16 protein-coding genes are annotated in these 19588 nt (G+C 71.3%); 8 read left to right on the forward strand and 8 right to left on the reverse strand.

Annotated features, from left to right (window positions below):
- Positions 1-368 precede the first annotated feature (368 nt).
- Entirely contained in the window at positions 369-2141 is a 1773-nt protein-coding gene (locus WMF33_RS26370) for an RICIN domain-containing protein (protein WP_437322425.1), read from the forward strand.
- Between the two features lie 149 nt (positions 2142-2290).
- Positions 2291-3697 carry a WD40/YVTN/BNR-like repeat-containing protein gene (locus WMF33_RS26375; RefSeq protein ID WP_437322426.1) on the forward strand — a complete coding sequence of 469 codons (1407 nt, stop codon included), beginning with the start codon at positions 2291-2293 and terminating at the stop codon, positions 3695-3697.
- Positions 3698-3848: 151 nt separating this feature from the next.
- Here the strand turns inward: WMF33_RS26375 and WMF33_RS26380 are convergent, their stop codons facing one another.
- A complete protein-coding gene (locus WMF33_RS26380; protein ID WP_437322427.1) occupies positions 3849-4430 on the reverse strand; it encodes a hypothetical protein in 582 nt (193 codons plus the stop codon).
- 258 nt (positions 4431-4688) lie between these two features.
- Here WMF33_RS26380 and WMF33_RS26385 point away from each other — a divergent pair, with 258 nt between their 5' ends.
- Positions 4689-5027, forward strand: coding sequence for a hypothetical protein (locus WMF33_RS26385; RefSeq protein ID WP_437322428.1), 339 nt, complete (start codon positions 4689-4691; stop codon positions 5025-5027).
- A 37-nt stretch (positions 5028-5064) separates the two neighbouring features.
- Here WMF33_RS26385 and WMF33_RS26390 read toward each other — a convergent pair whose 3' ends face one another.
- Positions 5065-5655 (reverse strand): ATP-dependent Clp protease proteolytic subunit, encoded by a 591-nt coding sequence (locus WMF33_RS26390; protein ID WP_437339519.1) that lies wholly within the window; start codon positions 5653-5655, stop codon positions 5065-5067.
- A gap of 126 nt (positions 5656-5781) precedes the next feature.
- On the opposite strand from WMF33_RS26390, the gene WMF33_RS26395 reads away from it, so the two are divergent.
- On the forward strand, positions 5782-6714 hold the full coding sequence (locus WMF33_RS26395; protein WP_437322429.1) for an AraC family transcriptional regulator: 933 nt from the start codon (positions 5782-5784) through the stop codon (positions 6712-6714).
- Positions 6715-6799: 85 nt separating this feature from the next.
- Here WMF33_RS26395 and WMF33_RS26400 read toward each other — a convergent pair whose 3' ends face one another.
- From WMF33_RS26400 to WMF33_RS26415, 4 genes are all read right to left on the reverse strand, one after another.
- On the reverse strand, positions 6800-8299 hold the full coding sequence (locus WMF33_RS26400; protein ID WP_437322430.1) for a tetratricopeptide repeat protein: 1500 nt from the start codon (positions 8297-8299) through the stop codon (positions 6800-6802).
- 568 nt (positions 8300-8867) lie between these two features.
- Complete coding sequence (locus tag WMF33_RS26405) at positions 8868-9314, reverse strand: hypothetical protein (protein ID WP_437322431.1); 447 nt, start codon at positions 9312-9314, stop codon at positions 8868-8870.
- Positions 9315-9464: 150 nt separating this feature from the next.
- Positions 9465-9773, reverse strand: coding sequence for a hypothetical protein (locus WMF33_RS26410; RefSeq protein WP_437322432.1), 309 nt, complete (start codon positions 9771-9773; stop codon positions 9465-9467).
- A gap of 297 nt (positions 9774-10070) precedes the next feature.
- Positions 10071-10634: a hypothetical protein gene (locus WMF33_RS26415; protein ID WP_437322433.1), complete on the reverse strand. Its 564-nt coding sequence runs from the start codon at positions 10632-10634 to the stop codon at positions 10071-10073.
- 180 nt (positions 10635-10814) lie between these two features.
- Between WMF33_RS26415 and WMF33_RS26420 the strand changes: the two genes are divergently transcribed.
- From WMF33_RS26420 to clpA, 3 genes are all read left to right on the forward strand, one after another.
- Positions 10815-13385: a glycogen/starch/alpha-glucan phosphorylase gene (locus tag WMF33_RS26420; RefSeq protein ID WP_437322434.1), complete on the forward strand. Its 2571-nt coding sequence runs from the start codon at positions 10815-10817 to the stop codon at positions 13383-13385.
- A gap of 312 nt (positions 13386-13697) precedes the next feature.
- Positions 13698-14021: an ATP-dependent Clp protease adapter ClpS gene (clpS, locus tag WMF33_RS26425; RefSeq protein ID WP_020737250.1), complete on the forward strand. Its 324-nt coding sequence runs from the start codon at positions 13698-13700 to the stop codon at positions 14019-14021.
- Positions 14018-16354: an ATP-dependent Clp protease ATP-binding subunit ClpA gene (gene clpA / locus WMF33_RS26430; RefSeq protein ID WP_437322435.1), complete on the forward strand. Its 2337-nt coding sequence runs from the start codon at positions 14018-14020 to the stop codon at positions 16352-16354. Before clpS ends, clpA begins: the two co-directional genes overlap by 4 nt.
- Before the next feature lie 266 nt (positions 16355-16620).
- Here the strand turns inward: clpA and apaG are convergent, their stop codons facing one another.
- Positions 16621-17004 carry a Co2+/Mg2+ efflux protein ApaG gene (apaG, locus tag WMF33_RS26435; RefSeq protein WP_061627952.1) on the reverse strand — a complete coding sequence of 128 codons (384 nt, stop codon included), beginning with the start codon at positions 17002-17004 and terminating at the stop codon, positions 16621-16623.
- A gap of 377 nt (positions 17005-17381) precedes the next feature.
- Here apaG and WMF33_RS26440 point away from each other — a divergent pair, with 377 nt between their 5' ends.
- Complete coding sequence (locus WMF33_RS26440; protein ID WP_437322436.1) at positions 17382-18263, forward strand: rhomboid family intramembrane serine protease; 882 nt, start codon at positions 17382-17384, stop codon at positions 18261-18263.
- A 9-nt stretch (positions 18264-18272) separates the two neighbouring features.
- On the opposite strand, the gene WMF33_RS26445 is transcribed toward WMF33_RS26440, so the two are convergent.
- Positions 18273-19484, reverse strand: a complete 1212-nt coding sequence (locus tag WMF33_RS26445) for a hypothetical protein (protein WP_437322437.1) — start codon at positions 19482-19484, stop codon at positions 18273-18275.
- Between the last annotated feature and the right edge of the window lie 104 nt (positions 19485-19588).

Raw genomic sequence — 19588 nt, forward strand, 5'->3', positions numbered from 1 at the left:
GATCCATGCCAGTCCCGCAAACATAACATCAGGCTGGATCACTGGCCGTTCGCACGTGATTGTTCCGCCGAGACAGGCCAGCTCCCCGTGTCAAGCGGGGAGCACGGCTGTGGCCGCGAATTTGCTCTGAAGGTCCAGGCACCCGCGAGACGGCGACGCGGCGTGACGATCGCGAGCGATGGTCGCGCCGCCGGAAGTGCGGAGTCGCCGTCAAGTTACATCAGCAGCGGAGAGGCTGGCGGCGCTTGCGGCCTCTCCTTGGTAGCGCTCCGTCGCGCCGCCCCTGGGCTCCTGAGGGGGAAGGGTGCGGCGCTCTCCGACACGGGGGGAGACGGGCGCGTCGGACCGAGCCAGGAAAGGAAGATCGCATGCAGCGCTTCAAGTCACACCTCACCACGGTTGCCCTCACCGCAGCGTGCGCGTTCGCGCCCGGCTGCCTGAGCATCGACGCCGGTGACGAGGGAGCGGGGCCGGCCCCGACCGCATCGGGGACGCTGACCGTCGCCGTCGCCAATGGCGAGGCGCGGTACATGCTGGAGCGGGAAGACGGGGAGTTCGTGCGCCTGAACCTGGACTCGATGACGGAGGCGCCGCAGGGCGCCGAGGCGCCGATCGACTGGCGCACGGCGAGCGGCTCCCCGGTGGACGTGTTCGGCAGCGAGGCCGAGGACGGCACGATCATCGTCGACGCGATCCGGCCGGCCGAGGGCATCGGCGAGCTGACGAGCGCGCTCGTCACGACCGGGGCCAAGCGCGTCCTGGTGCTGCGCGTGCAGTTCGACGGCGGCCAGACGCTGGGCACGGAGCAGGACGTGCGCAACACGATGGATGGAGCGGCGACCCACCTGGCGGGCTCGTCGTTCGGAAAGATGCAGCTCCAGTACGACGTCGCCGGCCCGTTCAACATCGCCTTCGGCAAGTGCGACGACTACAACCGGTGGCAGAACGAGGCCAAGACCGCGGCGCGCAACGCCGGCTTCGATCTCAACGCGTACCAGCACTTCATGATCATGGGCAAGATGGACTGCGGGTACGCCGGCATGGGGGCGCAGCCCGGGAGCGCCACCTGGATCGCCGGCCTCTGGCCCGAGGTCGTCGTGCACGAGCTCGGCCACAACTTCGGCCTGTGGCACGCCTCCTCGCGCACCTGTCGCAGCAACGGCGCGACCGTGACCATGAGCAACGACTGCACCTTCGACGAGTACGGCGACGTGTTCGACCCGATGGGCAACGGCGGCAAGCAGCACTTCAACGCCAACTACAAGGTGAACCTCGGGTGGATCCCGTCGACGCAGGCCGTGACGGTGAGCGCCGACGGGACCTACACGCTCGCGCCGATGACCGAGGCGAGCACCGGGACCCAGCTCCTCCGCGTCAAGGGCCCGAACGACATCATGTACCAGATCGAGTTCCGCCAGCCGGCGGCGACGAACGTCGTCGACTCGCGCAACCTCTCCACGAAGGGCGTCCTCATCCATGCGTTCTTCACGCAGTCGCGAGAGAGCGGCCGGGCGCACCTGCTCGACATGATCCCCGGCGGGAACTTCAGGGACGCGCCGCTCGTGGTCGGCGCTTCTCATCAGCTCTTCGGGACGAACGCGACGGTGAAGGTCCTCTCGGTGTCGGCCACGGGCGCGCAGGTCCAGATCTCCGGGCTGGGCGGCACCGGCGGCGACCCCGGCGGCGACCCGGGCGGCGACCCGGGCGGCGATCCCGGCGGCACCGGCGGTCAGAGCCTGACGGCCGTCCATTCGGGCAAGTGCATGAGCGTCACCGGGGCGAGCCTGGACAACGGCGCCACCATCATCCAGCGGCCGTGCACCGGGGCGGGCGATCAGCAGTGGAAGATCGAGACGATCAGCGGCGCCACGGCGACCGTGACGAACGTGAACAGCGGAAAGTGCCTCGACGTGCAGGGGGCCAGCCGGAACAACTCTGCGAACATCACGCAGGCGGACTGCAACAGCAGCAGGAACAGCCAGAAGTGGGATGTCGTCGATCGCGGCGACGGCGTCATCTCGCTGCGCTCGGTCAACAGCGGCAAGTGCGTGGACGTCAGCGGGGTCAGCACCGCCGACAACGCCAGGTTCATCCAGTACACGTGCGGCACCGGCACGAACCAGCGGTTCCGGCTGCAGTAGCGCGCGTCCAGGGCCCGACGGCCGGGGGCGCCGCGCCCGGCCGCGCGCCGCGGAGCGGCGGATCGTGACCGGCGTCGGGCCAGGGATCTCCCGGGCCCGGCGCGCTCCCGCGGCCTCCTGTCGAAGCGTTGCGCTGTGCAGGAGGATCGATGAACCTCCCCTCGATGAACCGCATCGCTCTCGGGCTCGCGGCCGCAGCGGCGGGCCTCGCCCTCTCCGCCGCGGCGCCCGCGCTCGCCAACGGCCGATACCCCACCGCCGGCCAGATCCTTGTCGATCCCGCCGATCCGGAGCACATCGTCGTCCGCGCGACCTACGGCGTCCTCACCACCCGTGACGGCGGCGAGCGCTGGTCGTGGATCTGTGAAGCGGCGGTCGGCTACAGCGGCTTCGAGGATCCCATGATGGTCGTCACCGCCGACGGCTCGATGCTCGCGGGGCTCTTCGACGGGCTCAGCGCGACGCACGACGGCGGCTGCGACTGGCAGATCGCCGGGGGCGCGCTCGCCCGGCGCAACATCGTCGACCTGTCGATCGACCGCGCGGATCCCGCGAGCGTGCTCCTGCTCGGCTCCAGCGTCATGGCGAGCGACGCGATCTTGACCCAGGTCTGGGCGTCGAAGGACGACGGGAGGACGTGGACCCAGGCCGGGGAAGACTTCCCGAGCACGTTCCTCGGCGTGACCCTGGACAGCGCGCCGAGCGATCCCCGGCGCATCTACGTGAGCGGGCGCCGCAACGGCCCCACGTTCCAGGGGATCGTGCGGCGCTCGGACGATCGCGGCGCGACGTGGGAGGAGCTCGACGTCCCTGGCAGCGACGATCGCAACCTGCCCTACCTCGGCGCCGTGGACCCGGAGGACCCCGACGTGGTGTATGTGCGCCGCGACGGCGACGGCGCGGACGCCCTGCTGGTCTCGCGGGACGGGGGCGCCACCTGGCGCGAGGTGTTCCAGGCGGTGAGCCTCCTCGGGCTCGCCCTCTCGCCCGACGGGACCAGGATCGCGGCCGGCAGCGACATGGATGGCCTGTGGGTCGCGCCGACGGACACGCTGGAGTTCACGCAGGTGGGGCAGCTCGGCGTCCGCTGCCTGACCTGGACCGCGCGGGGCCTCTACGCCTGCGCCGACGAGCTCGTGGACGGCTTCTCCGCGGGCGTCTCCACGGACGGGGGCGCGACGTTCTCGCCGCTCATGACGCTCGACCGCCTCTGCGGCCCGCCGGCCGCCTGCGGGGCCGAGGGCTCGACCGGCCGGACCTGCCCCGACCTCTGGCCGGCGACCGCGAGCTTCGTCGGCGCCGCGCGCTCGTGCGAGGCCGGCGCGGCGTCGGGCGGCGCCGCGGGCGCTGGCGGGAGCGCGGCGAGCGCCGGCGGGGGCGAGGCCGGCGCGGGGGCGGGCGGGAGCAGGGCGAGCGCCGGCGGCGGCTGCTCCTGCGAGACGTCGGGCGGGGGGCGCGCCGGGGTGCTCGCGGGCTGCCTGGTCGCGGTCGGCGGCGCGCTCCTGCGCGCGCGGCGGCGGGGGCGGAGCCGCGCGCGGGCGCCGGGAGCGCCGTGACGGCCCGGGCCGTTCCACGAACGGGCGCGGCCCATGCGCGCTCGCGCGCTCGCGGCGGAGATGCGGTGGTGAGCGGTGGAGAAGGGAAACGCTGACCGGATGAGCTCGGGTGGCGCGGACAGGCACCCTCCGCGGCGCCGCACAGCGCGGCTCAATACAGGAAACAGATTCCTGGCTTCTCCTCGCATTGGCCGAGCACGCAGTAGCCCTCGCAATCGGCGTCGCTCGCGCACGCCTTGCGGGCGCAGGCCCCGCCGGTCGGATCGCATGCCTGGTTCACCGGGCAGTCCGCGTCGGCGGCGCACGGCTTCGCGCGGCAGCGGTGATCCGGCGCGCAGGCCAGCGTCGCCGGGCAGTCGGCGTCGGTCGCGCAGCCGCGGACACAGACGGCGCTCACCTGCAGGGGCGGAGGGCACGTGAAATGCGGCATCTCGCAGATGAACGGGCCGGCCGCGCCGCCCCCGCTCCCTCCCGCTCCCCCGCCCTCGCCCGCCATGCCGGCGCAATCCTCGTCAGCCCTGCAACTGGCATCGCTCTGCACCTCGTAACAGGCGGCGTCGCTTACCGGATTGCAGGTGTCGTTGTCGCAATCCTCCCCGCGCCGGCACTCGAGCTCACCGAGCGCTCCGCCCCCGTTGCCCCCCTCTCCGGCGGGTTCCTGGGTCTCCCCGCCACAGCCGGCGGCGAGGCAGAGGGCCATGCCGAACATCCATCCATCAAGTCGACCAAGCATCACGACAGCTTACCAGAGGCCGCGAGTCCGGGAGATCGCAGCACGATCGCGACCGCCGGACAGCGCCGGGCGCGCTGCTCGGCGCGGCCGCCGCGGAGCGAGAGGGCCGCCACGACGGGCGCCGCCGTGATCAGGAGAGCCCGGCCTGCGTGCGAGCACGCTGACTCCGAGCTCCTGGAAGCGCGAAGCGGCGGGGCGGGGCGAGCGGCGCGGCGCCCGGCGCTGCGATCCGGTTTGTTGGCCAGGCCGGACGCCCCGATGGACAATGGCGAGACGGTCACGATGAAGACGTGGAGCTTTCTCGCCCTGGGACGCAGCTACGAGATCACGGATTATGGCCCCAGAGTCGGTATCGAGGTCACGCGGAACGGCTACACGGTGTGGACCGGCTACCGTGACGGCGCGCGGCTCGTGACGGACACGAGCACCCTTCCCGCGCGCGAGCTCGGGGCGCTCCGCGAGGAGCTCCTCCGGCGAGCGGCCTCCCGGGGCGCCGCCCCGGCGGCGGACGCGGGCCTCGGCGCGCGCCGGCCGCAGCGCGCGGTCGAGCAGCTCGATCTGCTCGGGGCGCCCGCGCTCGCCGGCTGCCAGCGCTGAGCCGGAGGGGGCTGCTCCCGGAGGGCTCGCGCGGCGCTCAGACCTCCAGCGCGCTCTCGACGACGCGGTGCACGAGGCCGTACGCCTGGGCCTCGCGCGCGGTCATCCACAGGTTGCGCTCGGTCTCCTTGGCGATCTTCGCGGGATCCTGCCCGGTCGCCTCGGCGAAGATGCGGTTGAGCCGCTCGCGCGCGGCCAGGATCTGGGCCGCCTCGATCTCGATGTCCGACGCGGGGCCGCGCACGCCGCCGAGCGGCTGGTGCAGGAGGAAGCGCGTGTTCGGGAGCGCGAACCGGTTCTCCCGCCGCGCGGCGACGAAGATCAGCGCGCCCGCGCTGGCGACCCATCCGGTGCCGATCACCTTGACCTCGGGCCGGATGAAGCGAATCACGTCGTAGATCGTATCTCCCGACTCCACGTGTCCTCCCGGCGAGTGGATCAGGACCCGGATCGGCGCCTCGCTCTGGTTCGCGAGGGCGAGGAGCTGCGCCGTGGTGACCTGCGCCAGCTCGCTGGTGATCTCCCCGAAGATCAGGACGGTCCGGCTCTTCAGGAGGCTGCTCTGGACCTCCTCGGACGGCGCGCGGAGGGGCAGCTGTTCTTCGTTCGGCGTCGCATCGAAGCGCATCATGGCCCCGAGCATCCGGCCGCCCCCGCCCGCGCGCCATGACCGCGACGCGCGGAGTCATGCTCGCGCGTCTCGATCCGCGAGGGAGCGCTGGACGGGCGGCCTCGGCGCGGGCAACCATGGGGCATGGCGGACGAGATGGAGCGGCAGCTTCCCCGCGGCGTGGCGGTCTCCCGGCATCGCGGCCCTCCTGGCGTGCTCTGGCGCGCGGGCGCTGGGGATCCTCCGAGCCTGCACGTCGTCGTGCAGGGCGCGTTTCGCCTCGCGCAGGACGGGGCATGCACCCTGAACGGGGCGTGCTCCCTGGAGCTCGACGCTGGCGACCTCGTGCTCCTCGGGTTCGGCGCGCGCGGCGGCGGGCCCGGCGAGCAGCGCCTCTGCTGCGTCGCGCCGCCGACCGGGGCCGCTCCCGCGGAGGCGGAGGTGATCTCGGCGACCTACACCGCTGCGCCCGGCGGGGCGCTCGCCGCGCTCGCGCCGGTGGTCCACCTCGCTGCCGGCGAGGTGCGGCGGGCGCCGGGGCTCTCGGCCGTGGTGGACCTGCTGCGCGCCGCGCTCGCGGATCCATCCCCGGGGCAGGCCCCGCTGGCGCGCTCGCTGCTCGAGCCGCTGCTCGCCTACGCGCTGCACTGCCACGAGCGGGCGGGCGAGGCGGGCGCGGCGCGCGCGCGGGGCCGGCGCGGGGCGCGCGCCTTCGACCGGCGCGTCGCGCGCGCGCTCCGGCTCATGCAGGAGAGGCCGGCGGAGCGCTGGACCCTCGAGGCGCTCGCGAAGGCGGCGGGCCTCTCCCGCGCCGCGCTGGCGCGGCGGTTCCTGGCCGAGCTGGGGATCCCGCCGCTCCGCTACCTCGCCGAGCTGCGGATGCAGCGCGCGGCCGAGCTGCTCGCCGAGGGCGACGGCTCGCTGGCGTCGGTCGCGGCCGAGGTCGGGTACGACTCGGAGTTCGCGTTCAGCCGCGCGTTCAAGCGGCACACGGGCGAGGCGCCGGGCGCGTTCCGCCGGCGCAGCCGCTCCGAGGGGGCCGCGTTCCGGCTGCCGCCGGTGCGCGCGGCGGCGTGAGGGCTTCTCCGGGGCGGAGCGGGAGGTGGTGTGCCGCCGCGGCGCCCGGCCGGCCGGCGCGCTTGGGGCGGGATCCTGACGGGCGTCACTCGCGGAGCGGGTTGAAGCACTTCTCCGGGTGGGTCGACGCGCCGTCGCGCATCGCCGTCTCGTGCGCCTGAAAGCAGCGGAGGCGGGCCTCGATGAGCGGATTCTCGACGCCCTCCGGCAGCAGGTCGCGTGCGCGCGACGCCGCGGTGATGGCTTCGGTGACTCGACCTTGCAGGAGGAGCAGCATGCCGTAGGTGTCGTAGCAGGGTACGCAGCTCGGGTCGGCCTTCAGGGCGCGCTGCACGAACGGCTGCGCTTCGTCGAGATCGCGGAGCTGGACGCGATGTCGGGCGACGAAAGCGAGCTGTTCGGCGGTGGATGCGGTGCGGCTCAGGCGGTCGACGAGCGGCGCGGTGCGTACGATTGCCTGGAGCGGCGTGATGATGCGACGGCTCGACATCGCGCGAATCAGCTTTGCCATCGCCAGGAGATACCGAGGATCCGTCGGCTTCGCCGCGAGCGCCGCCGTGAGCTCCTGCTCCGCCTCCCTGAGGCGGGACTCGGCGGTCCGGAAGAGCCCGCGCCAGAAGCGCACGTCGGGGTTGTTCGGCTCATGCGCGACCGCCTCGTCGAGTTGCGCCGCCGCCCATGCCCTCCCATCGCCCTGCCACCGCTTCAGACGGGCCCAGAGCACGTGCACCTCGGCGTCGCTGATCACCCGCTCGACCAGCGGCGGCGGGAGCGGTGGGGCCGTGTAGGGGCCCACCTTCCTGATGGGCCGCGTTCCGACGAGGTAGCTCCGGTAATCCCGCTCGATCTGCTCGAGCGAGATATCGCCGAACGCCTCTTGGAAGGCCTGCCGCACCGGCGCGCCGCGCGAGGCCGCCTCGAGGAAGCTGGCAAAGCGCTGCGCGTAGGGATCGGGGCCGTTGAGCAGCATGTGAACGAGCCCCCATGAGCTCAGGTAGTTGAGCGCCACCCGGCGCCGCTCGGCCTCCGATGGCTCGTCGGCGAGACTGTAGAAGTCCTCTCGCCTGGCACGGATGAGCTCCGCGGCGGACGCCGCCTCGCTGGCGGGGACCAGCTGGAGCGTGAACGGGCCATTGCGCACGGTGCGCCCGGAGGCCCCCTTCAGGAAGTCGTGATAGGGCAGCGCTGAGCCGACGTATGCATAACCACCTCGCAGGCGAAACGTCGAGTAGAACTGGGCGAGGCCCTGTCTGAGCCACGGCGGCGCGGGCCCGATGCTCTGCGCGATGAAGTGGTACGCGAGCCCGCGCTGGAACGTGATGCGCTCCGGCTCTCCGAGCGAGCCGTACATGACCATCGTCGGCGCCCGCTCGAGGTCGTTCGGCAGCGCGTGAAAGAAGACGCCGCTGGACGGCGCTGGACTGAACTGACGGAAGTCCTGCTCGCGCGCGAACAGGACGACCTGCATGCGAAACGGGTCGGGGCTGTCGCTCGGGAAGCAGACGTCTTCGAGGGCATTGTACGATCTCTCGAGTTCCGCGAGGACCTCACGCGCCTCGGGGCGGTCGAGATCTGTCCTCAACACGACGTGCTGCGAGGAGAGCTCTACCCACGGGGCGCTGCCCTGGGACGCGCAGGTGAGAGGTGGCTTGGGCGGAGCACAACCGAGCCCGCTGGCGGCGCAGAGCGCGAGTGCGGCAGCGCTGAGGGACCGCGCGAAGAACGAAGTCGACATGCGATTTCCCCGATGCCCGTCGCCGTGAGGGCGCGAGCTGTGGCGGGGCGTACACCATCGCCGCGCATGCGTCCAGGAGCCATCGACCATCGGCCTGCCTGACGGTGGAGCTCACCGGAACGCAGACCGCATTCCGCTGAGCGCCGAGCTCTTCTCATGTCACACAACGTGAAGCGCCGCTCGCCAGCGTGTACGACACGGAAGGCGGACCCCGCGTCGACGATACCAAGCCGGCGCGTGACCAATCCGGCGCAGCAAAAGAAAATCCTGAAAGCAAAGCTGGGCATGGCGCTCGTCTGGATTTCTGCGAGATCGTGTGTAGTCGCCGTGTCCACGTGCACGCGAAGCCCGGCGTGCGGCGGGACCGGGGCCCCCCAGCGTGCTCGTGATGAGCGAGATCGACGCCATGGCTTTCGGGTTATCCCCTCTCCTGAAGGAGCTCCGTGGGGATGACCGACTGGCGTGCGAATCGCACCTGGCGAAGCTTGAGACGTTCCACAATATCAACCACGCTCCTGGGCAGATCGAAAATCCGAATGGGATCGGCTGGAGCTGCGACCATTCGGTAGGGCCCGCCATGGGGGTCTGAATCGAAGGCGAAGAGCCCGCGCTCCGCCACCATCCGCCACGTGTTCTGTAATTCCGGGGGCAGATCTTGCGCGAACCGCGCCACGGTCGACACGGGCGACGCGAGGACAGCGTCGATCGCCGCGTGGTGTGCATCGGTGTTTTGTAGGAACTCACCCGGGGCGTAGCCACCGCCCGCGGTACTGAACAGGGCAACGTACCCATCAGCGTCACTGGCCAGCCAATCGAACTCCAGTCCGAGAATCTCGTTGGCGGATCTCGCTCCTGTCGTAGACATCACTACCCTCCTCGTTCGGCTCGAAAACGCGTGGCCGGATCCGGAAACGCACCGCTTGCCGTATGTCGATTCGTAGATTGGATGCCTACAGCCATCGCGGTGAGCTTGGGGAGCGACGACGAGCGGGGGAGGGGTGAGCCTCGGAGCCGGCTACGATGGCTCAACGAACCCCCAGCATCTCCTCGCGTACTCTATTATCACCTTTGCGACACTACGCTCAAGCGACGACATCTCTGCACGAATATATTCGCCCTTGAGCGGCCCACCGGAAGCAATAACGGTATATGGACCATTTTCGGTCAAATCTCTACCGCCATCGAACTTTATCAGCACCATCGCTCCGTCGCCGCGGATGCGCTCGAGGAGCGGAAGCAATACATCAACACCTTGCCACCGTGCCGGAATCAGACCCAAACCAAGATGGCGAGCCAGGGACGGAATGAGCACATGATCATCCATGATCATCAGAAACCTCGCAATCGTGTCTCCCATACCAACGCGAGCATGTCGTCCGAAGCGAAGGGTGCCTCGATGGATCGATTCGTCGGCATTCTTTCCCGTCTGAAAACTCACGCCAGGCCTTGCGAAGCCGGGCAGCGCCGGGCCCGTCCCGCCCGCGGCAGCGCCGGACCTCACCGCGGAGCCCTGACGCGCGCCGCGCCCCGCGCCCCCACGCGCCCTGCGCCCTGCGCCCCGCGCCTCACCTCTCGCCCATCGCCCCTCCCCCGCAGCCCCCCGGCCGGCCGCGCTCCCGCCCTACCGCTCGGAGGCCTTCCCCTTCGCGCCGGGCGCGGCCGTCCCCGCACCGCCCTCGCCGGGGAGGCACATCTTCCGCCCCGCGCTGTCGGCGATCTCCTCGCACGTCTTCAGACCCGCCGGGCAATCGCCGGCGCCCTCGCAGTACGCCGAGCAGTGCCCCGGCTGATCCAGGGCGCCGGCCCGGTGCAGGCATCGCCCGTGCTGGCACTCGACCGCCGTCATGCACGCCTCGCCGGGCGCCCGGCCCTGCGGCTTGCTGCACACGCCGTCCGGACCGTCGTCGCGGGAGCGGCACACGTACCCCGCGCCGCACTCCCGGTCGACCCGGCAGCCCTTCGAGCAGACGCCCCCGATCGCCGCGCACACCGACGACGCGCACTCCGCGCCGTCCGCGCACGCCTCGCCGAACCCCTTCTTCGCCGCCGGGCTCACCCCCGGGCGCTCCTCGCAGCCCGCCCCTGCGCCGAGCGCTCCCAGCACCCCCGCGAGCGCCAGCACCCAGCCGCGCGCCAGCGCCCGGCCCCCCGCCCCGCCTCGCACCGCCCGCCGTCCGTGGATCATCCGCCGACCTCCCGAGGCTCCGGCGGCGACGCTCCCCTGGCGCACCAGGTCGCCGGGCCGCCTGCGCTCCTAGCACACCGGCGGCCTGGTGCGATCGCCAACCTCCCGACCCACGGAACCTCACCCGTGCACGTCGCGCAGCCCACCAGCTTGGGCCGGATCCGTCTAAAGTGCGCCGCCATGGCCAACCCGATCGACGTCGATCCCAACCGTCAGAGAGAAACCCCCGCCCAGCGAGAGCCCTCCCAGCGAGACACCCCTGCCGCTTTTTTCCGCGGAAACACGGCGCCCGACGCGCGCACCGGCATGCACCCGGTCGCCCTCCGCCGCGCCTTCGCGGACCACCTCCACTACTCGCGCGCCCGGGAATCCCTCACCGCCACGCCGTTCGACCGGTACGTCGCCCTCGCCCTCTCCGTGCGCGACCGCCTCGTCGACCGGTGGACCAAGACCCAGCACACCTACTACGAGCAGGACGTCAAGCGCGGCTACTATCTCTCCGCGGAGTTCCTCCTCGGCCGGGCGCTCGTCGCCAACCTGCAGGCCCTCGACATCTACGACAGCTACAAGACCGTCCTCGGCGAGCTCGGCCTCAACCTCGACGACCTCGTCGAGCAGGAGCCCGACGCCGGGCTCGGCAACGGCGGCCTCGGCCGGCTCGCCGCCTGCTTCCTCGACTCCATGGCCACCATCGGCCTGCCCACCTACGGCTACGGCATCCGCTACGAGTTCGGCATCTTCGAGCAGGCCATCCGCGACGGCTACCAGGTCGAGCGCGCCGACGAGTGGCTCCGCTTCGGCAACCCCTGGGAGGTCGAGCGCCCCGAGCACGCCGTCCCGGTCTCGTTCGGCGGCTACACCGAGCGCGTCCCCGACAAGCGCGGCGGCTTCCGCGTCATCTGGCGCCCCGCCGAGCAGGTCATCGGCGTCCCCTTCGACACGCCCATCGCCGGCTTCCAGTCGAACACCGTGAACACCCTCCGGCTGTGGTCGGCCCGCGCCGGCGAGGAGTTCGACTTCGAGCTCTTCAACGCCGGCGACTACGTGCACGCCGTCCACGAGAAGAACCAGTCGGAGGTCATCTCCAAGGTCCTCTACCCGAACGACAACTTCGACAAGGGCAAGGAGCTGCGCCTCCGCCAGGAGTACTTCTTCGTCGCCTGCTCCATCGCCGACATCGTGAACCGCTACAACCGGGTCCACCCGGACTTCTCGCGCTTCGCCGAGAAGAACGCGATCCAGCTGAACGACACGCACCCCGCCATCGCCATCGCCGAGCTGATGCGCGTGCTCATCGACGAGCACCTCGTCAGCTGGGAGGACGCGTGGAAGCAGACCGTCGCGTCCTTCGGGTACACGAACCACACGCTCCTGCCCGAGGCGCTCGAGCGCTGGCCCGTCGCGCTCTTCGAGCGGCTCCTGCCGAGGCACCTCGAGATCATCTACGAGATCAACCGGCGCTTCTTGCGCGAGGTCATGGACGCCCACCCGCAGGACCACGACCGCGTCGCGCGGATGTCGCTCATCGAGGAGGGGCACGAGCGCCACGTGCGCATGGCCTACCTCGCCGTCGTCGGCTCGCACTCGGTGAACGGCGTGGCCAAGCTCCACTCCGAGCTCGTCAAGCGCGACCTGCTCCGCGACTTCTACGACCTCTGGCCGGAGCGGTTCAACAACAAGACGAACGGCGTCACGTTCCGGCGGTGGCTGCTCGCCTGCAACCCCGCGCTCGCCGCGCTCGTCACCGAGAAGGTCGGCCCGCGCTGGGTGACGGAGTTCGAGCGGCTGCGCGAGCTCGAGCGCCACCTCGACGACCCGGAGTTCATCGAGCGGATCGCCAGCGTCAAGCGCGCGAACAAGGCGGCGCTCGCCAAGTTCATCGGGCAGGAGCTCGACATCTCCGTCGACCCCGCCTCGATCTTCGACGTCCAGATCAAGCGCCTCCACGAGTACAAGCGCCAGCTGCTCAACGCGCTCCACATCGTCGCGCTCTACCTGCGCCAGAAGCGCGGCGAGCACGTCACACCGCGGACCTTCATCTTCGGCGCCAAGGCGGCCCCCGGCTACCGGCAGGCGAAGCTCATCATCAAGTTCATCCACGCCGTCGCCTACGTCGTGAACGGCGACCGGCGCCAGAGCGCGCTCCGGGTCGTGTTCATGCCGAACTACCGCGTCTCGCTGGCCGAGCGCATCATCCCGGCCGCCGACGTCTCCGAGCAGATCTCGACCGCCGGCATGGAGGCGTCGGGCACCGGCAACATGAAGCTCGCGCTGAACGGCGCGCTCACCGTCGGCACGCTCGACGGCGCGAACATCGAGATCCGCGACGCCGTGGGCCCGGAGAACTTCTTCCTGTTCGGCCTCACCGCCGACGAGGTGATCGCCCGCCGCTGCGAGCACTTCGAGGGGCGCGACGCGGTCGCGGCCGACCCGGAGCTCCGCGAGGTGGTCGACCTCATCTCGTCGGGCTTCTTCTCGCCGGAGTACCGCGAGCTCTTCCAGCCCCTGCTCGACCGGCTGCTCGGCCGCGACGAGTACATGATGCTCGCCGACTTCAAGGCCTACTCCGCCTGCCAGCGCGAGGTGGAGGCGGCCTACGTCGACCGGAAGAGCTGGCTGCGCAAGTCCGCGCTCAACATCGCCCGCGTGGGCGAGTTCTCCTCCGACCGCACGGTGCGCGAGTACGCGCGCGACATCTGGGGCCTCACGCCCGTCGAGATCGACCTCGGCGCCGCCAGGTCGCTCCTGTGACCGCGTGACCCCGCCGCCCCGGCAGGCGCGCCTGCGCCCGCCGGGGGACGGCGACGCGCGCTCGCGCTCGCCAGAAAACGGCGACGCGCGCTCGCCCGCGGCGGTGCCGCACCGGGCGGACCCGACGGGCGCCCCCGGGCAGACCCGACCCCCTCTTCAGCTCGCTTTCAGGACGCGGACGCCGCGACGGACGGAAAAATCCCGGTGCGCGCGTGGCGGAACACGCCCCGCCGGAGCATGCTTCCGGAGCGTGAGCTTCCTCCGTCGGCCGCTCGCCGGGGCGGGGCTCTTGCTATCCTTCCCGACGGATTTATGCCGAACGATCCTGAGGAGAGAGAAGACAGGCAGGGCGACCTCGCGACGGAGCGGGAACGGAAGGTCGAGAAGGCCCGCCGCTACAAGGTCGTGTTCCACAACGACGACTACACGACGATGGAGTTCGTCGTCCTTGTCCTGATGAAGTTCTTCCACCGCACCGAGACGGAGGCCACGCACATCATGCTGAGCGTGCACCACCGCGGCCACGGGGTCGCGGGCGTGTACACCAAGGATGTCGCGGAGACCAAGGTCGCCCAAGTCCAGGACTTCGCCAAGGAGCACGGAATGCCCCTTCGGTTGACCGCCGAGCCGGAATGACCATGCGCATCAGCCCCGAAGTTGAGATCGCCTTTTCGCTCGCCACCCGGGAGGCCTCGCGCCGCCGGCACGAGTTCGTGACCATCGAGCATCTGCTCTACGCGCTGCTCTTCGACGAGGAGACGGCCGAGGTCCTCCGGCACGCCGGGGGCGACACGCCGCTCTTGAAGAAGAAGCTGGAGCGCTTCCTCGACGAGGAGATCGAGGCGCTGCCGGAGGACGCGGACACGAGCCCGACGCTCTCGCTCGGGTTCCAGCGCGTGGTCGGCCGCGCCGCCATGCACGTGCAGTCCTCGGGCAAGAAGGAGCTCAAGGGGGCGAACGTGCTGGTCGCGATGTTCGCCGAGCGCGACTGCCCGGCCGTGACCCTCCTCGGGGAGCAGGGCATCAGCCGCTTCGACGTCGTGAACTACATCTCGCACGGCATCTCGAAGACGGGCCAGGACGACAGCCTCCGCGAGGAGTCGTCGTCCGACGAGGGCGGCGAGCCCGGCGGCGCGCAGCCGGTCAAGGATCCGCTCGCCGCGTTCACGATGAACCTCAACAAGGAGGCGGCCGAGGGGCGCATCGACCCGCTGGTCGGCCGCGAGAACGAGGTCGCCCGGACGATCCAGGTGCTCGCGCGGCGGCGCAAGAACAACCCCCTGCTCATCGGCGACGCCGGGGTCGGCAAGACGGCGATCGTGGAGGGGCTGGCGCAGCGGATCGAGAAGAAGGACGTGCCCGCGCCGCTCAAGGACGCGACCGTCTACGCGCTCGACATGGGCGCGCTCCTCGCCGGCACGAAGTACCGCGGCGACTTCGAGAACCGCCTCAAGGCGGTGCTGCGCGCGCTGGAGAAGCAGCCGGGCTCGGTCCTGTTCATCGACGAGATCCACACGATCATCGGCGCGGGGGCCGCGAGCGGCGGGACGATGGACGCCTCGAACCTGCTCAAGCCCGCGCTGACGTCGGGCCGCCTGCGCTGCATCGGCGCGACCACCTTCCAGGAGTACCGCGGCCACCTCGAGCGCGACAGCGCGCTCGCGCGGCGGTTCCAGCGCATCGAGGTGACCGAGCCGTCGGTCGACGACACGACGCAGATCCTGAAGGGCCTGCAGAAGCGCTACGAGGAGTTCCACAAGGTCACGTACACCGACGAGGCGCTCGAGGCCGCGGCGAAGCTGTCGGCGCGCTACCTCCAGGACCGCCGGCTGCCCGACAAGGCGATCGACCTGCTCGACGAGGCGGGCGCGGCGGCGCGCCTGAAGCACGGCGACGGGTACACGGTGGACACGGCGGACATCGAGCTCGTCATCGCGAAGATGGCGCAGATCCCGCCGCGGCAGGTGTCGACGTCGGACAAGGCGCAGCTCAAGGATCTCGAGCAGTCGCTGCGCTCGGTGATCTTCGGCCAGGACGAGGCGGTGAAGCAGCTCTCGTCCGCGATCAAGCTGTCGCGCGCGGGGCTGCGCGCGCCGGAGAAGCCGATCGGCTCGTTCCTGTTCTCGGGCCCGACCGGCGTCGGCAAGACCGAGCTCGCGAAGCAGCTCGCCAAGGCGCTCGGCATCGGCTTCCTGCGGTTCGACATGAGCGAGTACCAGGAGCGGCACACGGTCTCGCGGCTCATCGGCGCGCCGCCCGGCTACGTCGGGTTCGATCGCGGCGGCCTGCTGACCGAGGCGGCGGCGAAGACGCCGCACGCGGTGCTCTTGCTCGACGAGATCGAGAAGGCGCACCCGGACGTGTTCCAGGTGCTGCTCCAGGTGATGGATCACGGCACGCTGACCGACAACAACGGCAAGAAGAGCGACTTCCGCCACATGGTGCTGATCATGACGAGCAACGTGGGCGCGCGGGAGCTCGCGCAGGCGCGGGTCGGCTTCGGCGAGCGGGGGTCGGCGGGCGACGACGACAAGGCCTACAAGAACACGTTCAGCCCGGAGTTCAGGAACCGGCTGGACGCGCGCATCATGTTCCGGTCGCTGGATCCGTCGGTGATGGGGAGCATCGTCGACAAGTTCATCGGCGAGCTGGCGGCGATGCTCGCGGACCGGTCGGTCACCATCGACGTGACCGAGCGGGCGCGGGCGGAGCTCTCGACGCGCGGGTACGATCCGGCGAACGGGGCGCGGCCGCTCGGGCGCGTCATCGAGAACGAGATCAAGCGGCGGCTCGGGGATGAGCTGCTCTTCGGGGCCCTCGAGAACGGGGGGAACGTCACCGTCGACTTCGAGGGGGGCGACTTCACGTTCAAGTTCCTGGCGGCGAGCGGGAGCGGGAGCGGGAGCGGGGGGGACGCGGAGAAGGCGAAGGCGAACGGGGCGAAGGTGGAGCCGGCGGCCGTCGGCTAGCACCCCTCTCGGGGTGCAACGGAGCCAGCAGGGAGGGGGTGCCCGTGCGCGCGGGCGGCGGGGGCCCCTCCCGCGAACTCGCGCCTTTTAGAAGGCAATTGCCATGAGTACGGGGAGAGCCGGTCCGGGAGCGACCCGCTTCGATGCAGGCCGGCGCTCGGATTCGCGGGGCCCTACCCCGCCGCCCGCGCGCACGGGCACCCCCTCCCCGCTGGCTCTCTCCGGATGACGGGCGAGGATGACGGGCGGATTCGTGGGCTGCTGGATCAGTTCAGCGAGTGCGGCATCGCGAGGGTGAACGGCGCGATCTCGGCGTCGAAGACGCGGCCGTCCGGGCGGTGCATCTGGTAGGTGCCGCGCATCGAGCCGCGCGGGGTCTCGAGCACGCAGCCGCTCGTGTACTCGAAGTGCTCGCCAGGCTTCAGCGAGGGCTGCTGGCCGACCACGCCAGGGCCGCGCACCTCCTCCACCTTCCCGCTGCCATGCGTGATGATCCAGTGCCTCGTCCTCAGCTGGGCGGGCTCGGTGCCTTCGTTCGCAATCCGCACCGTGTAGGCGAAGACGTAGCGGTGCTCCGTCGGGGATGACTGCGTGGGGACGTACACCGTCGAGACGGTGACCCGGATGCCCTGCGTGATGGCTGTCGACACAACCACGCACTGCCACCGCTGCGCCGCGCGCACAAGGGCCCGGCCCCGCAAGAGACGCCGGGGAGACGCCAGGAAGAGGCCAGGAGACCGGCAGGAGACGCCGGGACGGAGACGGCCGGGCTCCCCGAGAGGCGGCGTTGACAGCCTCCAGGCTCATCCGCAGGTTTCGTCGAACCTGGGGTCAACGAGCCGTGGAGGAACCCGCCGTGGGCGAACATGACTGTACCGGTGCTCGATGTGCTGAAGGCGAACGGTTCGTCCCGATCGCGATCCTGCCGCCGGCGCGCGGCGAGAGGGCGGCGATGGTCCAGAACAGCGATGCCCCTGGAGGCGTGGGAGAAGGGCCCGGGCCCGGGTTCACGGCCATCGGGCCCGTGATGCCGGAACGCAAGGTCCGCGAATGGGCCCTCGTGCTGCAGTCGAGCGAGCTTTGGCACGCCGTGCGGTACACCCCGGCAGGCTGGGTGCTCCTCGTGCGCGACGAGGACTACGACTTCGCCGCGACCTCGATCGATCGGTACGAAGCGGAGAACCGCGACTGGCCCCCGCGCCGCCCGCGCGAGCGTCCGCGCCACCCGCCGTCCATCGCCGCCGGCGTCGCGTTCGTCGCCCTCGCCCTCTTCTTCTTCCTCGTCACCGGCCCCGCGAGCGGCGGCGGGCGGCTGTTCCAGCGCGGCGCCTCGGTCGCCGACCTCGTCGTCGGGCCCGAGCCGTGGCGCGCCATCACCGCGCTCACGCTGCACGCCGACTCGGCCCACGTGATCGGCAACGTCATCTCGGGGACGGTCTTCGCGTCCGCCGTGCAACGCCGCCTCGGGCCCGGCGGCGCCGCGCTCGCCGTGGTCGCCTCGGGCGCGATCGGGAACTTCGCGAACGCGCTCTGGCACCACGGCCTGGGCCACCACCACGCGTCGATCGGCGCCTCCACCGCGGTGTTCGGCGCGATCGGGCTGCTCGCCACCACCCAGCTCATGCTCGACCGCGCGCACGACAAGGACAGCGGCGAGAAGCGGCACCTCCTCCAGCTCGTGGCGCCGCTCGTGGGCGGCCTCTCGCTCCTCGGCGCCCTCGGCGCGAGCCCGCGCGCCGACCTCGGCGCCCACGCCTTCGGCCTGCTCAGCGGCGCCGCGATCGGCCTCGTCGCCGGCCTGTCCCTGCGCAACCGGCCCGCGCCGCGCCGCCCCCTCGTCCAGGTCGCCCTCGGCGCGACCGCGACGGGGCTCGTCCTCGGCGCGTGGCAGCTCGCGCTCCGCGCCTGACGCGCGCGCTCAGTCGACCGGCCAGATCCCCACCGTCCCGCCCACCCAGGTCAGATCGCGGTTCTGATCGACCCCGAGCATCTTCCCGCGCGACAGCCGCACCAGGTTGAGCGCGAGCGAGAGCTCGGCCTCACCCGGCGCGCGCAGGAACATCATCCGGACCTCGGCCTTCACCCCGCCCCCGTCCGGCATCAGGAGCGCCGGCTCGTACGCGACCTTCTCCTGGAGCAGCCACCTCGAGCGCTCGCCCTCCGGGATCGCGGCAATGTCCTCGCGCGTGACGTCGACCTTCACCCCCGAGCCCGCGAACGAGAACAGCGGCTTGAGCACGTAGCGCTCGAGATCCGGCGGCGCCTCGTCGAGCGCGCTGAGGAGCCGCGCCCGCGGGACCGCCGGGTGATCGAGGTAAGGGAGCGTGTACTTCGACCAGGTCCAGTACCAGTTCGGGTGCGAGCACCACGTGACGTCGAGCGGCTCGTCGTACCGGAACGGGAGCTCGACCCGCTTCGCCTCGAGCTCGTCGAACACGACGCGGTTGTACAGCCGGCGGACGGGGACGAGCCGCCCGCCCACGCGGCGGAACAGCCGGTCCTTCTCCCGGACGAGCGCCGTCGGGCAGACCGCGTCGACGCCGACGAGGAGCTTCGTCGCCGCGAAGTCCGGGTAGGTCTTCTGCTTCTCCGGCGAGAGGTCGAGGAGCACCACCGACTCCTCGGGCTCGCCCGCGAGGATCGCGCGGCGCAGGTGCGCGACGACATCGTCGCGGCTCCGGCCCCCGAAGCAGCACGTCCAGCGCCGGTCGAGCCCCGGCATGCCGGCCAGCACCTCGGCCACGATCTCGGTCTGCACGAGCATGAGCGCGTAGAGCGACGGGAACGCCTGCAGCTCGACCACCTTGGCGTCGAGCTCGCCGTCCGGGCCGCGCACGATCGCGAAGTCCACCTGCGCGCAGTTCGGGAGCGCGTCCATGCCGGGGGCGTCGAGGCGCGCGGGGATGGCGCGCTTCATCTGCGCGATGAGCGCGGGGCTCGAGATCTGCTGCACGATCTCCGTCGCCGAGCGCTCGAGGCGCTCGCGCAGCCGAGCCGGCAGGAACAGCGGCGTCTCGGCGACGCGGAACGGGATCGCGCAGCCGAGCCGCCGCTCGAGGCGGCTCAGGATCTCCGCGTAGGTCGACGGGCCGAAGGCCGCGTTGAAGGCGCGCCGGAAGGTGGGCTCCATGAATTTTGGTGGTATCACGGCGGCGCGCGCGGCTGCACGACGCACGCGCCGCCGGCCGCAGCGCGGGAAGCGCCCGCGCCGGTCCGATCCGGCTTGAGGCTCCG

The organism is Sorangium sp. So ce394, from assembly GCF_051474665.1.
Lineage (GTDB): Bacteria > Myxococcota_A > Polyangia > Polyangiales > Polyangiaceae > Sorangium > Sorangium cellulosum_D.

Coding starts and splice junctions, on each gene's coding strand:
- WMF33_RS26370 (WP_437322425.1), top strand. CDS start 369: ATGCAGCGCTTCAAGTCACACCTCACCACGGTTGCCCTCACCGCAGCG.
- WMF33_RS26375 (WP_437322426.1), top strand. CDS start 2,291: ATGAACCTCCCCTCGATGAACCGCATCGCTCTCGGGCTCGCGGCCGCA.
- WMF33_RS26380 (WP_437322427.1), bottom strand. CDS start 4,430: ATGCTTGGTCGACTTGATGGATGGATGTTCGGCATGGCCCTCTGCCTC.
- WMF33_RS26385 (WP_437322428.1), top strand. CDS start 4,689: ATGGACAATGGCGAGACGGTCACGATGAAGACGTGGAGCTTTCTCGCC.
- WMF33_RS26390 (WP_437339519.1), bottom strand. CDS start 5,655: ATGCGCTTCGATGCGACGCCGAACGAAGAACAGCTGCCCCTCCGCGCG.
- WMF33_RS26395 (WP_437322429.1), top strand. CDS start 5,782: ATGGCGGACGAGATGGAGCGGCAGCTTCCCCGCGGCGTGGCGGTCTCC.
- WMF33_RS26405 (WP_437322431.1), bottom strand. CDS start 9,314: ATGTCTACGACAGGAGCGAGATCCGCCAACGAGATTCTCGGACTGGAG.
- WMF33_RS26410 (WP_437322432.1), bottom strand. CDS start 9,773: ATGGATGATCATGTGCTCATTCCGTCCCTGGCTCGCCATCTTGGTTTG.
- WMF33_RS26415 (WP_437322433.1), bottom strand. CDS start 10,634: ATGATCCACGGACGGCGGGCGGTGCGAGGCGGGGCGGGGGGCCGGGCG.
- WMF33_RS26420 (WP_437322434.1), top strand. CDS start 10,815: ATGGCCAACCCGATCGACGTCGATCCCAACCGTCAGAGAGAAACCCCC.
- clpS (WP_020737250.1), top strand. CDS start 13,698: ATGCCGAACGATCCTGAGGAGAGAGAAGACAGGCAGGGCGACCTCGCG.
- clpA (WP_437322435.1), top strand. CDS start 14,018: ATGACCATGCGCATCAGCCCCGAAGTTGAGATCGCCTTTTCGCTCGCC.
- WMF33_RS26440 (WP_437322436.1), top strand. CDS start 17,382: ATGCCGGAACGCAAGGTCCGCGAATGGGCCCTCGTGCTGCAGTCGAGC.
- WMF33_RS26445 (WP_437322437.1), bottom strand. CDS start 19,484: ATGGAGCCCACCTTCCGGCGCGCCTTCAACGCGGCCTTCGGCCCGTCG.